The following is a 13,337-nucleotide window of genomic DNA, read 5'->3' on the forward strand; positions in this document are numbered from 1 at the left end:
TGCGGCGATCAGTCGGCGCCGAGCTGCAGCCGGTTGGCCTGACGCTTCTCGATCGCGAACTTCAGCAGCGCGGCGCTGCGGAAGATGCCGTGGGCGAACTTGCCGTAGGGCAGCGTGAGAAAGAGCGCCATCACCACGCCGAGATGGATGGCCAGCATCAGCCCCATCAGCGAGGTCTCGCGCAGCACCAGCAACAGCAGGCCGGTCAGGCTGGTCACGAACAGCAGGGCGATGAAGCCGCGGTCCATGGGCTTCTGCTCGGCGTCGCCGTGCTCGGGATGGCGGCGCAGGTTGAGCCAGAGCAGCCCGGCCGGACCGACGAGCAGCCCGATGCCGCCCACGGTGCCGAGCACGACCGGCGCGCTGAGGTAGGGATAGGGCGCCTGCTGGCCCAGCACGTAGTGATAGAGCGTGGCCACGCAGGTGGCGGCGAAACACAGCATGAAGCCGTAGAAGGTCATGTGATGAAAGCGGCGGCGCCAGAGCGTGAAGGCATCGTCCGACTCATTGCAGCCTTTGCCGTGGCCGCCATCCAGGTACTTGAGCCGCAGCGCCGCGTGCGCGGCTTCGGCGGCGGCCGCGGCGCCCGCGCCTTCGCGGCCCGGGCTCACGTCCCGCCAGAAGCGCCGCACGCCGAGCGCGAGCGCCAGCATGGCGAAGCCGAACACCGCGCCGAACATCAGCGCGAGGGTGTTGTGCGGAAAGATGGCGTAGAAGTTGCCGGCCAGCGGTGCGTGCAGCAGCCCGCCGTTGATGCTGACCACCAGCACCAGGAAGAGCGCCAGCGCGGCCGCGGTGGCCAGCGAGAGCGTCAGGCCGTTGCGGCGGTACAGCAGGCCGGCCGCGCGCGGCCAGGCGTAGTCGCCGTAGGTCTGCATGCGCACCTTGGCCATCGCCTGCGGCACGTTCACCGCGAATTCGTGCGGCGGTGCGTATTGGCACGCGTGCAGACAGGCGCCGCAGTTGTGGCAGAGGTTGGCGAGATAGTTCACGTCGGCCTTGCCGAATTCGAGGCGCCGCGTCATGGCCGGAAACACCGCGCAGAAGCCCTCGCAATAGCGGCAGGCATTACAGATCTGCATGATGCGCGACACCTCGCCTTCCTGAGGACTGAGCGTGGCGCCGGCGCGTGTCGCGTCGCGCACGAACGAAATCGATTGGGCCGCCGGGGCGGCGCCTTCCGCCTCGGCCTGGCGCGCGAGGTCTTCAAGCTGCTTCACGTTGTTCTCCCTGTGCCTGGGCCAGCGCCGCCTGGGCGGCGCGTGTGCCGGCGATGCGTCCGAAGGCGGTGCCGATCGACATGCCCACGCCCGCGGTGTATCCCTTGCCCAGCACATTGCCGGCCATCATTTCGCCCGCCACGAACAGGTTGTCGCTCGGGCGATCGCCGAAGCGCACGGCGGCGGTCTCGTCGACCTTCAGGCCGAGATAGGTGAAGGTGATGCCGGGGCGCAGCGCGTAGCCGAAGTAGGGCGCGGTATCGAGCGGGCGCGCCCAGTGGGTTTTGGGCGGCGTGAGCGATTCGGTGTGGCAGTCGTCGAGCGCCGTGTGGTCGAAGGTGCCGACGCGACAGGCCGCGTTGTAGCGTTCCACGGTGTCCATGAAACGCGCTTCGTCCAGGCCAAGCGCGCGGGCCAGCTCGGGCAGGGTGTCGGCGCGCACGCCCGGAAACACCGGCGGCATGAAGCGGCCGACCGCTTTGGCGTCGATGATGGAGTAGGCGATCTGGCCCGGCTGCATGGCCGTCAGCCGGCCCCAGATGGCGTAGCGCTTGGGCCAGAAATCCTCGCCTTCGTCGTAGAAGCGCTCCGCGTCGCGATTGACCACCACGCCCAGCGACACACAGTCGATGCGGGTGCAGATGCCGCCGTCGTAGAGCGGCGCGCGCGCGTCGATGGCCACGCAGTGCGATTGCGACGGGTCGCCGATGATGTCGGCGCCCGCGTCGATCATGAACTTGAGCAGCACGCCCTGGTTGTAGCGGGTGCCGCGGATCAGGAAGTTGTCGGCGGGCCATTCGCCGCGCTCGTTCTGCCCCCAGGCCTCGCGCAACCACTCGCGGTTCGACTCGAAGCCGCCCGCGGCCAGCACACAGGCGCGCGCCTCGATGCGCTCGCCGTTCACGTAGGCCGCGCGGAACCGGCCCTGCGCGTCGAGGTCGAGCCGGTCGACGGGGGCGTCATAGCGGATCGCCACGCCGAGGGCTTCGGCGCTGCGGTAGTAGGCATTGACCAGCGCCTTGCCGCCGCCCATGAAAAACGCGTTGGTGCGAGCCACATGCAGCGCGCCCGAGAGCGGCGGCTGGAAGTTCACGCCATGGCGGCGCATCCAGTCGCGGCAGGTGGACGACTCGCGAATGACGAGGCGGGCCAGTTTTTCATCGGTCAGGCCGCCCGTGACCTTGAGCAGGTCCTGCCAGTATTCCTCTTCGGGATAGGCCTCCACGAGCACGTCCTGCGGCGCATCGTGCATGCAGCGCAGGTTGCGGGTGTGTTGGGAATTGCCGCCGCGCCATTCGCGCGGCGCGGCTTCGAGCAGCAGCACGCTGGCGCCCGCTTCGCGCGCCATCAGTGCGGCACAGAGGGCCGCGTTGCCGCCGCCGATCACCAGTACGTCTGTCATGTCGCCATCCATCAATGATGCGGCGACTATAGGGAGGCGGGCGCGTGGCCGCCATCACCTCAGAGGCAAGGCGTGTTCACGTTTTGTGAAGACTTGCCCCGGGCCAATGCCCGTCGCGGACGAGTTCGGCGACGGTCTGAGCCAGCAGCACGCGCACGGCGAGGGCCGCCGGCGAGAGCTCGTCGTCGGACAGGCTGGCCAGCAGGTTGGCGCGTTTGAGCTGGCGGTCGGCGATGCGCCACAGGCCCAGCGGCTCGCCGTGCAGGCGCACCGCGGCGGCACCCGGCTGAATCGTGGCGCCGATGCCTTCGCGCACCAGCTCCATCAGCACGGTCAGGCCGTCGACCTCGGCGGCGATCGTGGGCGCGAGGCGCAGGCGGGCGAAGCCGGTGTTCACCAGCGCGCGCAGGCCGTGGCTGCCGCTGGGCAGCAGCAGCGGCACGCCCGCCAGATCGCGCAACCGCGCCAGGTCGCCCGTGGGCAGACCGGGTTGGTCGGGCCGGGCGATCAGGAACAGGCGTTCGTCGAGCAGGGGCAGCACGCTCCAGCGCCGCGCGGTTTCGGTGTGGAAGACGACGGCCAGATCGAGCTGGCGCGCGTTGAGCATGGTGGCGAGGTGGCCCGACAGGCTTTCGACCAGTTGCACGCGCACGTCGGGGTAGCGGGCCTGCATCGCGCGCATGAACGGCACGGCCAGCACCGACGCGGTGGTCGGGGCGAGCCCCACGCTGACGTGGCCGCTCAGGCGCGACTGGCGCGCGGCCTGGGCCGCGTCGTCGGCATGGCGCAGCGCAAGCTGGGCCTGGCGCAGGAACGCCAGCCCGGCGTCGGTCGGCACCACGCCGGTGGAGGTGCGCACCAGCAGGCGCGTGGCGAGCTCGCCTTCGAGACGGCTGATCTGCTGGCTCAGCGCGGAGGTGACGATGCCCAGCTCGGTCGCGGCGCGGCCCATGCTGCCGCACTCGACCAGCTTGGCGAAATATCGGAGTTGCCGCAGTTCCATGGGCGGCGCCGCCTCAGAACTGCGGCAGCATGGCCGGGTCGTGCTGCTTGAGCACGCGCTTGGCCTGCTCGTAGTTGGGCAGGATCTGGCCGACCTCGCTCCAGAAGTTGGGGCTGTGGTTCATCTCGCGCAGATGGGCCAGCTCGTGCGCGATCACGTAATCGATGATGTCGGGGCTGAAGTGGATCAGGCGCCAGTTGAGCATGACGTTGCCGTCGCTCGTGCACGAGCCCCAGCGCGTGGTGGCCGACGACAGGCGCCAGCGGCTGATCTTGAGCCCGGAGATCTGCAGGAAATGCGCCAGGCGGGCGCCGAACCACGCGCTCGCGCGTTGCTGCAGCCAGGCCTGCGCGGCGTCGCGGATGCGCGAGCCGTCGGCATTGGCCGGCAGCGGCAGCCAGAGCGTCTGACCTTCCTCGGGCGCGTCGGCGTCGCCGTCGAAATGCGCCTGGCGGCGATCGGCGCCAAGGTCGAGCCGGATGCGCTTGCCCAGATAAGGCAGTTCGCCGCCGGCCTGCCAGCGCGTCTGCGTGAGCGCCAGTTGTTCGCGGCGGGCATGCCAGTCGCGCAGCTTGGACAGGATCCAGCGGGCCTTTTCGCGGACCGCGTCGTCGATCTGGCCCAGCGTGACCCAGTTGGGGGCCGTGACGCGCAGGCCGTCGTCGGCCACGACGAAGCCGATGCTGCGGCGGCGCGAGCGCAACAGCACGAAGCCGATGGTCTGCTGCGGCGTGGCGACCTCGCGCCAGCGCGCGCCGTGCGGCAGCGAGTCGGGGCAGGGCGTGGGGATCAGGGTGCTGCCCGGCGTGGGCGCGGGCGTGGGGCGCAGCGTGAGCGCGGGGCCGCCGGACGGGGCCGGCGCGCTATCGGAGGCGGCGCCGGTGGGGGCGCCCGGTGTGGCAGGCTTGCCGGCGCGGGGGGCGTCGGGGGCGACCGGGGCGGCCGCACCCGCGCCTGCCGCCGCGCCGTGGGACGCCTCATTGGGCGGCCCGGCGTCGAACAGCAGCTCGAGCTGGTCAGTCCTGGTCATACCTTTCGGGATTGAGTACGCGCATTTCCCCTTCGATCCAGGCCTGTACTTTGGCGTTGAGCTCTTCGGGGGTGATTCCCTGGGATTCTATCGCGGGTCCGATGGACAGGGTGATGAGACCGGGCGTTTTGACGAAAGCGTTGCGGCGCCAGCATTCGCCGGCGTTGTGCGCGATCGGCACCACGCGGGCACCCGTGCGCGAGGCGAGCAGCGCGCCGCCCATCTTGAAGCGGCGGGTCTCGCCGGGCGGCACGCGCGTGCCCTCGGGAAACAGCAGCGGCCAGCGCCCTTCGTTGAGGCGGGCCTGACCCTGGCGCACCACCTGTTCGAACGCATCGCGGCCCTTGGAGCGATCGATGGAGATCATGCGCAGCAGCGCCAGTCCCCAGCCGAAGAAGGGCACGTAGTTGAGCGACTGCTTGTAGACGAAGCAGACCTCGCGCGGCATGTAGCCCGGGAAGAACAGGGTTTCCCAGGCCGACTGGTGCTTGGACAGCAGCACGGCGGGACCGTCGGGCAGGTTTTCCCAGCCCTTGACCTGCCAGCGCAGGCCGCAGATCACCTTGGCGCCCCAGATCGCCAGGCGCGGCCAGCCTACGGTGAGGCGGTAGCGCAGGTGCAGCGGCAGCGGCGCCCACAGAATGCAGGCGAACGCGTAGGGGATGACGGTGACGATGAGGAACAGCAGATAGACGAACGAACGCAACCAGGCCATGGGCTCAGGCATCCTGTAGCAGAGTGTCGACCACGGCGGCCAGATCGGCCGCGACGCGCGTGCCCTCGGGCAGGCCGCCCTTGGCCTGGGTCTTGGGACCGTTGCCGGTCTGGACCAGCCACGGCTGGCAGCCGGCCGCCGAGGCGGCCTGCAGATCGCGCAGCGAGTCGCCGATGGCGGGCGTGGCGGTCAGGTCGACGTCGTAGCGGTGGCCGATGTCGAACAGCATGCCCGGCAGGGGCTTGCGGCAATTGCAGCCGTCGTCGGGGCCGTGCGGGCACATGAAAATGGCGTCGACATGGCCGCCCACCGCGGCCAGCTCGCGCCGCATCTTGCCGTGGATGGCGTTGAGCGTGGCCATGTCGAACAGGCCGCGCGCCACGCCGGACTGGTTGGTGGCGACGACCACGGTCCAGCCGGCCTGATTCAGGCGTGCGATGGCCTGCAGACTGCCAGGCAGCGCGATCCATTCGTCGGGACTTTTGACGAAGGCGTCGCTGTCCTGATTGATGACGCCATCGCGGTCCAGGATGATGAGTTTCACTGTGCCAGCCTGGAAAGATCCGCCACCTGGTTCATCAGGCCGTGCAGTTGGTTGAGCAGCGCCAGACGGTTGGCGCGCAGTGCCGGGTCTTCGGCCATCACCATCACATCGGCGAAGAACGCGTCGACCGGGCCGCGGGCCTGGGCCAGCGTGCGCAGGTTGCCGGCGAAGTCACCGGCGGCGAGCTGGGCCTGGGCCTGCGGCGCGAGCTGCGCCACCGAGGTGGCCAGGGCCTGCTCGGCGGCATCGGTGAGGCGGGTGGGGTCGACCGCGCCGATCTCGCCTTCGGCCTTTTTAAGCAGGTTGCCGATGCGCTTGTTGGCGGCGGCCAGGCTGGCGGCCTCGGGCATCTGCTCGAAGGCGATGACCGCGCGCACGCGCTCGGCCACCTGGTGCAGCGGCGGTGTCAGGGCGATCACGGCCTCGACGGCATTGCGCTCGTATTCGCCGATCAGCTGGTTGCGGTAGCGTTCGAAAATGAAGGCGCGCACCTCGGCGACCGTGGCGGCCTCGATCTTGCCGGCCGGGAAGCTGCGTGCGGCCAGATCGAGCAGCGTGTCGAGCGACAGGGCGCCGGCCTCGCTGATCTTGAGCCAGCCACCCGCGGCGAGTTGCTCGAATGCGCTGATGACGCCCAGCGCGGCACGGCGCAGCGCGAACGGATCGCGCTCGCCCGTGGGGGCCAGGCCGATGCTCCAGATACCGATCAGCGTTTCGGCGCGTTCGGCCAGGAACAGGACGGCGGCGGTCAGGCTTTCGCGCGTGACCGGGGCGTCGTAGCGGTTGCGGTATTGCGTGCGCAGGGCTTCGACGACGCTGTCGGGCTCGCCATCACCGGCGGCATAGTAGGCGCCCATGATGCCTTGCAGCTCGGGGAACTCGCCCACCATGTTCGAGCCCAGGTCGGCCTTGGCCAGCAAGGCCGCGCGGTCGCTGGCGGCGACATCCGCGCCCAGCGCCTCGGCCACGCCGCGCGCGATCGCGCGCACGCGCTCGACGCGCTCGAGCTGCGTGCCGAGTTTGTTGTGATAGACGATGCTGCCCAGCTGCTCGACGCGCGCGGCCAGCGGGACCTTGCGGTCGGTCTGGAAGAAGAACTGTGCATCGGCCAGACGCGGACGCACCACGCGCTGGTTGCCTTCGACGATGTTGACCGGGTTGGCGACCTGCATGTTGCTCACGATCAGGAAGCGGTGCGTGAGCTTGCCGGTGGCCGGATCGAACAGCGGGAAATACTTCTGGTTGAGCCGCATCGTGAGGATCAGGCACTCCTGCGGCACCTGCAGGAACTCCTCTTCGAACTGGCCCACGTAGACGGTCGGGTGTTCGACCAGCGCGGTGACCTCATCGAGCAGCGCGGCCACTTCGGGATCCACGCCCAGCGTGGCGCCCAGGCGCGAGGCCTCGGCCTGCAACTGGCGATCGATCTCGTCGCGGCGTGCCTCGAACGAGGCGATGACGTGGCCGCGTTCGGCCAGCGTGGACACGTAGCTGTCGGCGTCGGCGATTTCGATGTCGCCTTCGCTCATGAAGCGGTGGCCCAGCGTGAGGCGGCCGGCCTGCAGGCCCAGCATGCCGACGGGCACGATGTCGGCGCCGTGCAGGGCGATCAGGCCATGCGCCGGGCGCACGAACTTGACCGTGCTCACGCCGTCGGCCAGCTGATAGCGCATGACCTTGGGGATGGGCAGGGCGTCGGTGGCGGCCTGGATGCCTTCTTGCAGGCCCGTGGCCAGCCGTGCGCCGGCGGCGGTGCCGCGCGCGACGAGGTAGTCCTGCTTGCCGTCGGATTCGCGCTCGAGCTGGTCGGGCGTGAGGTGCTCCAGGCCCTTGGCCGCGAGCTTCTTGGTGAGCGCGGGCGTGGGCTGGCCGTCTTCGGTGAGACCGACCTTGGCCGGCATCAGCTTCTCGGTGTAGGCCTGGTCGGGTGCCTGCGCCAGCACGGCGCTCAGGTGCACGGCGAGGCGGCGCGGCGTGGCGTACGGCGTGACGACGCAGCCGTCGGCCAGCAGGCCGAGGCGGGCCAGCGTGGCGCGCACGCCTTCGGCGTAGGCCTGACCCAGCTTTTGCAGGGCCTTGGGCGGCAGCTCTTCGGTGAGCAGTTCAACCAGCAGGGGGCGGATATCGGTGGTCATGTCAGGCAGCCTCCCCGGCGGCCTTGCGGCCTGCAAGCATCGGGAAGCCCAGTCGTTCGCGGGATTCGAAATAGGCCTGTGCGACGGCGCGCGACAGGTTGCGGATGCGGCCGATGTAGGCCGCGCGTTCGGTCACGCTGATCGCGCCACGCGCGTCCAGCATGTTGAAGGTGTGGGCCGCCTTCAGCGTCGCCTCGTAGGCCGGCAGCGCCAGCGGCACTTCCATCAGGCGCTTGGCCTCGGCTTCGTAGTCGTTGAAGTGCGAGAACAGCATGTCGGCCGACGAGTGTTCGAAGTTGTAGGTGGACTGCTCGACCTCGTTCTGGTGGAACACGTCGCGGTAGAGCACGGGCGTGCCGTCCCAGCCTTCGGTCCAGACCAGGTCGTAGACGCTCTCGACGCCCTGGAGATACATCGCCAGGCGTTCGAGACCGTAGGTGATTTCGCCGGTGGTGGGCGTGCAATCGAGGCCGCCGACCTGCTGGAAGTACGTGAACTGCGTCACTTCCATGCCGTTGAGCCAGACCTCCCAGCCCAGGCCCCAGGCGCCGAGCGTGGGATTTTCCCAGTCGTCTTCGACGAAGCGGATGTCGTGCTGCGTGGGATCGATGCCCAGCGCCTTGAGCGAACCGATGTACAGATCGAGGATCTCGGGCGGCGCGGGCTTGAGCACGACCTGGTATTGGTAGTAGTGCTGCAGGCGGTTGGGGTTTTCGCCGTAGCGGCCATCCTTGGGACGGCGCGACGGTTGCACGTAGGCAGCGCGCCAGGGTTCCGGGCCGATGGCGCGCAGGAACGTGGCGGTGTGCGATGTGCCGGCCCCGACTTCCATGTCGATCGGCTGCAGCAGGGCGCAACCCTGTTTGTCCCAGTATTCCTGGAGCGTGAGGATGATTTGCTGGAAGGTAAGCATAAAGTCCGTGAAAACGGTGCGCCCGGCCGGGGCCGGAGGTGCGGCCGCGCCGGCGTGGCCGCGAGGCCGGTTGGCATGGAAAACCCGGCATTTTAACTGCCCCGGGGCCAGGATGGGCGCGCATGCCGCCCGGGCCACCAAACCGGCGCAAATACAGGCTTTGCCGGCCGCTGTGCGACCCGCGGGACGCGGGGGGCGCGCCAGCGCCGACGGACCGGGCGCGCACCTTCCCGGCGCGCCGGCGCAGGGCCACGCGCCGCCCGCGGCGTGGACCTTCGCGCAGGGGGACATACCGGGCCCCGGCGCAATGGTCGTATGATTCCGTCTTTTCCAGGTCTTATATAAAACCCAGAGCCCGGGGCCACGCCCTGGAGGCCCTCACGGAAGGAGCAGGCATGTCTGAATTGATCAAGGTCGAAGTCAGCGACGGTATCCAGATCATCACGGTGAATCGCCCGGAAGCCAAGAACGCCATCAATCTCGAGACGGCGCAGGCCATGGCGGCCGCCCTGGACGAACTGGACGCGCGCGACGACATCCGCATTGGCATCCTGACCGGCGCCGGCGGCACCTTTTCCTCGGGCATGGACCTCAAGGCGTTCGCGCAAAGCGGCCAGCGTCCGCTGATCCCGGGCCGTGGCTTCGCCGGCCTGAACGAGCGTCCGCCCAAGAAACCGCTGATCGCGGCGGTCGAGGGCTATGCCCTGGCCGGCGGTTGCGAAATGGCGCTGGCGTCCGATCTGATCGTGGCGGCCAACAATGCCAAGTTCGGCCTGCCCGAAGTGAAGCGCGGCCTGGTGGCGGGCGCGGGCGGCATGCTGCGTCTGCCGCGCCGGCTGCCGTATCACGTGGCCATGGAAGTCATCCTGACCGGTGACATGCTGGGCGCCGAGCGCGCCCATGCGCTGGGCCTGGTCAATCGCCTGACCGAGCCGGGCCAGGCGCTGGCCGGCGCGCTCGAGTTGGCCCGTGTGATCGTCGAAAACGGCCCGCTGGCCGTGCAGACGGCCAAGAGCATCGTGTCGCAGGCCACCGACTGGGAGCAGGAAGGCATGTTCGATCGCCAGCGCCCGCTGATCGCCCACATCTTCACGTCCGCCGACGCCAAAGAAGGCGCGACGGCCTTCGCCGAGAAGCGCAAGCCCGTCTGGCAAGGCAAATGACTGTTAGCCCCCACGCTGCGCCTTCGGCTTGCTGCCCCCCGAGGGGGCGTTTTCGCCTAGGGGCGGCCCGTCGGCGAAAATGCCCCCACGCGGCGCCTTCGGCTTGCTGCCCCCCGAGGGGGCGTTTTCGCCTAGGGGCGGCCCGTCGGCGAAAATAAACTCTCTTTTTCCGGCTCGCGCGCCGCGCGGGTCGGCCATTTTTTGTTCGTCACGCACCATCGATATCGCCATGACCGTCATCATCAAAGAAGAGGATCTGATTCAGTCCATCGCGGACGGGATTCAGTTCATCAGCTACTACCACCCCGTTGACTACATCCGCCATCTGGCGCGCGCTTACGAGCGTGAGGAGAGCCCCGCCGCGCGCGACGCGATGGCGCAGATCCTGACCAACTCGCGCATGTGCGCCGAAGGCAAGCGTCCGCTCTGCCAGGACACCGGCATCGTCAACGTGTTCCTGAAGATCGGCATGGACGTGCGTTTCGAGACGAAGCGCACGCTGCAGGAGCTCTGTGACGAGGGTGTGCGTCAGGGTTACCTGAACCCCGACAATCCGCTGCGCGCGTCTGTGCTCGACGATCCGATCTTCGCGCGCAAGAACACGCGCGACAACACGCCCTGTATCCTGCACGTCGACCTGGTGCCTGGAAACACCGTCGACGTGCAGATCGCTTCGAAGGGCGGTGGTTCCGAGAACAAGACCAAGTTCGCGATGCTCAACCCCAGCGATTCGCTGGTCGACTGGGTGCTCAAGACCGTGCCGTCGATGGGCGCCGGCTGGTGCCCGCCGGGCATGCTCGGCATCGGCGTCGGCGGCACCGCCGAGAAGGCCATGCTGATGGCCAAGCAGTCGCTGATGGAAGACATCGACATGTACGAGCTGCTGGCCCGCGGCCCGCAGAACAAGCTCGAAGAGCTGCGCATCGAGCTCTACGAGAAGGTCAACGCGCTGGGCATCGGCGCGCAGGGCCTGGGCGGCCTCACCACCGTGCTCGACGTGAAGATCTCCACCTTCGCGACGCACGCCGCCTCCAAGCCCGTGGCGATGATCCCCAACTGTGCCGCCACCCGTCACGCTCACTTCGTGCTCGATGGTTCCGGTCCGGCCCGTCTGGATCCGCCGTCGCTGTCCGAGTGGCCCGAAGTGCACTGGGCCCCCGACTACAACAAGTCCAAGCAGGTCGACCTCGACACGCTCACGCGTGAAGAAGTGGCGAGCTGGAAGCCGGGTCAGACGCTGCTGCTGTCGGGCAAGATGCTCACCGGCCGCGACGCCGCGCACAAGCGCATCCAGGACATGCTGGCCAAGGGCGAGAAGCTGCCCGTGGACTTCACCAATCGCGTCATCTACTACGTCGGTCCGGTCGATCCGGTCGGCGACGAAGTGGTCGGCCCGGCGGGTCCCACCACCGCGACCCGCATGGACAAGTTCACCGAGATGATGCTGGCGCAGACCGGCCTGATCTCGATGATCGGCAAGTCCGAGCGCGGCCCGGTGGCGATCGAGGCGATCCGCAAGCACGGCTCGGCCTACCTGATGGCCGTGGGCGGCGCCGCCTACCTCGTGTCCAAGGCGATCCGCGAAGCCAAGGTCCTGGCGTTCGAGGACCTGGGCATGGAAGCCATCTACGAGTTCAACGTGAAGGACATGCCCGTCACGGTGGCCGTGGATGCGCAGGGCACCTCGGTGCACACCACCGGCCCGAAGGAATGGCAGGCCCGGATCGGCAAGATCCCCGTCGCCACCGCCTGACCGGCACGGCCCCGAAGAAACCCGCCCCGTGAACTGACCCCCGAAAGTTGGATATTGATCCAACCTTCGGGGGTTTTTACATGGCGAAGTACAACGAGCAGTTCAAGTTAAAGGTGGTTCGGGAGTGTTTGAAGGGCACTGAGAGTGGTCGTTCGGTGGCGGCGCGCCACGAACTGCAACATTCGCTGGTCCGAGGATGGGTCGAGAGCTATCGCGTACATGGCTTAGCAGGTCTACGCCGGCAGTCAGGGGCTTATAGCGCAGCCTTCAAGCAGTCGGTGTTGCGCAAGATCCGCGACCAAGGACTATCGGACATCCAGGCCGCGACACTGCTGGGGATCCGCAGTTCAGGTCATATTGCGAAGTGGCGTACCCAGTATGATGCTGGGGGTATAGAGGCGTTGGCGCGCAAGCGTCCAGGAGCAAGCATGCCCCACAAATACCCCCCAGAGCCCGTGTCCAAGGACATGACCAAGGAAGAGCTTCTCGAAGAAGTTGCGAACCTGCGAGCGGAGTTGGACTACCTAAAAAAGCTCGATGCCTTGATCGAAGCGGAAAAGACCAAAGCGCTCGTTGGAAAGCGCAAGTGGTCCAAGGATTGAGGCATAAGCATCCGCTGGAACGACTGCTGCGTGTGGCCGAGCTGTCACGCAGCACGTTCTATTACCACCTGAAGGTGCTGGACGCCGCAGATCCGTACGCTGAGCTAAAGCAACGTATCGGCGCGATCTTCGCGCGTCATAAAGGCCGCTATGGCTACCGCCGTATCACGGCGGTTTTGCGTCAGGCGGGTGATCTGGTGAACCACAAAACGGTGCAGAAACTAATGCAGGCATTGGGCTTAAAGTCGCTTGTGCGCGCCAAGAAGTACCGGTCATACCGAGGCCAGTCACATCACGTGGCGACCAATGTGTTGGCGCGTGACTTCGAGGCCGCGCGTCCTCACGAGAAATGGGTCACCGACGTGACCGAATTTAACGTGCGCGGAGAGAAGTTGTACCTGTCGCCGGTGATGGACCTGTACAACGGCGAGATCGTGGCTTACGAGACCAGCCGACGACCGGTGTTCACGCTCGTGAGCAACATGCTGAAAAAGGCGCTGGCTCGGCTACGCCCGACGGACCGTCCTGTCCTGCACTCCGACCAAGGTTGGCAGTACCAGCAACCCACCTACCGGCACATGCTCGCAGCCCGGTCAGTAACGCAAAGCATGTCGCGTAAAGGAAACTGCCTGGACAATGCGGCCATGGAGAGCTTCTTCGGTACGTTGAAGGCTGAGTTCTTCCACCTCAACCGCTTCGAAGGTATCGAGCAGTTGCAGGCCGGCATCAGGCAGTACATCCGTTACTACAATCACGACCGCATCAAGCTCAAGCTAAAAGGCCTGAGCCCGGTGCAATACCGAGCTCAGGCCTTCGGGCTTTAGCTTCTGACCATCCAACTTCTGGGGGTCAGTTCA

Annotated in this window: 11 protein-coding genes; 3 read left to right on the forward strand and 8 right to left on the reverse strand. The window is 67.5% G+C overall.

The annotated features are described in order from the left end of the window. Positions 1-8: 8 nt before the first annotated feature. From tcuB to glyQ, 8 genes are all read right to left on the reverse strand, one after another. Entirely contained in the window at positions 9-1,220 is a 1,212-nt protein-coding gene (gene tcuB / locus CEK29_RS03520) for a tricarballylate utilization 4Fe-4S protein TcuB (RefSeq protein WP_094857307.1), read from the reverse strand. Further along, positions 1,207-2,622, reverse strand: coding sequence for an FAD-dependent tricarballylate dehydrogenase TcuA (gene tcuA / locus CEK29_RS03525; RefSeq protein WP_094857347.1), 1,416 nt, complete (start codon positions 2,620-2,622; stop codon positions 1,207-1,209). Before tcuA ends, tcuB begins: the two co-directional genes overlap by 14 nt. 76 nt (positions 2,623-2,698) lie before the next feature. Further along, positions 2,699-3,625, reverse strand: a complete 927-nt coding sequence (locus tag CEK29_RS03530) for a LysR family transcriptional regulator (protein WP_094857308.1) — start codon at positions 3,623-3,625, stop codon at positions 2,699-2,701. Positions 3,626-3,638: 13 nt separating this feature from the next. Further along, on the reverse strand, positions 3,639-4,655 hold the full coding sequence (locus CEK29_RS03535) for a M48 family metallopeptidase (RefSeq protein ID WP_255176058.1): 1,017 nt from the start codon (positions 4,653-4,655) through the stop codon (positions 3,639-3,641). After that, positions 4,642-5,370: a lysophospholipid acyltransferase family protein gene (locus CEK29_RS03540; RefSeq protein WP_094803016.1), complete on the reverse strand. Its 729-nt coding sequence runs from the start codon at positions 5,368-5,370 to the stop codon at positions 4,642-4,644. The genes CEK29_RS03535 and CEK29_RS03540 overlap by 14 nt, the downstream gene beginning before the upstream one ends. A 4-nt stretch (positions 5,371-5,374) precedes the next feature. Next, entirely contained in the window at positions 5,375-5,914 is a 540-nt protein-coding gene (gene gmhB / locus CEK29_RS03545; RefSeq protein ID WP_094803014.1) for a D-glycero-beta-D-manno-heptose 1,7-bisphosphate 7-phosphatase, read from the reverse strand. After that, positions 5,911-8,049 carry a glycine--tRNA ligase subunit beta gene (gene glyS / locus CEK29_RS03550; protein ID WP_094857309.1) on the reverse strand — a complete coding sequence of 713 codons (2,139 nt, stop codon included), beginning with the start codon at positions 8,047-8,049 and terminating at the stop codon, positions 5,911-5,913. Before glyS ends, gmhB begins: the two co-directional genes overlap by 4 nt. A gap of 1 nt (position 8,050) precedes the next feature. Then, on the reverse strand, positions 8,051-8,962 hold the full coding sequence (gene glyQ, locus CEK29_RS03555) for a glycine--tRNA ligase subunit alpha (RefSeq protein ID WP_094803010.1): 912 nt from the start codon (positions 8,960-8,962) through the stop codon (positions 8,051-8,053). Positions 8,963-9,357: 395 nt separating this feature from the next. Here glyQ and CEK29_RS03560 point away from each other — a divergent pair, with 395 nt between their 5' ends. From CEK29_RS03560 to CEK29_RS03570, 3 genes are all read left to right on the forward strand, one after another. Beyond that, complete coding sequence (locus tag CEK29_RS03560) at positions 9,358-10,125, forward strand: crotonase/enoyl-CoA hydratase family protein (protein WP_094857310.1); 768 nt, start codon at positions 9,358-9,360, stop codon at positions 10,123-10,125. Between the two features lie 229 nt (positions 10,126-10,354). Then, positions 10,355-11,878, forward strand: coding sequence for a fumarate hydratase (locus tag CEK29_RS03565; protein ID WP_094803006.1), 1,524 nt, complete (start codon positions 10,355-10,357; stop codon positions 11,876-11,878). An 80-nt stretch (positions 11,879-11,958) separates the two neighbouring features. Continuing rightward, positions 11,959-13,304, forward strand: a protein-coding gene (locus CEK29_RS03570; RefSeq protein WP_255176043.1) for an IS3 family transposase whose coding sequence is annotated in 2 segments (ribosomal slippage) — positions 11,959-12,403 and positions 12,403-13,304 — 1,347 coding nt in all. Because the reading frame shifts where the segments join, the coding sequence is not laid out codon by codon here. The last annotated feature ends 33 nt before the right edge of the window (positions 13,305-13,337 follow it).

Source organism: Bordetella genomosp. 5, from assembly GCF_002261475.1.
Classification (GTDB): domain Bacteria; phylum Pseudomonadota; class Gammaproteobacteria; order Burkholderiales; family Burkholderiaceae_B; genus Bordetella.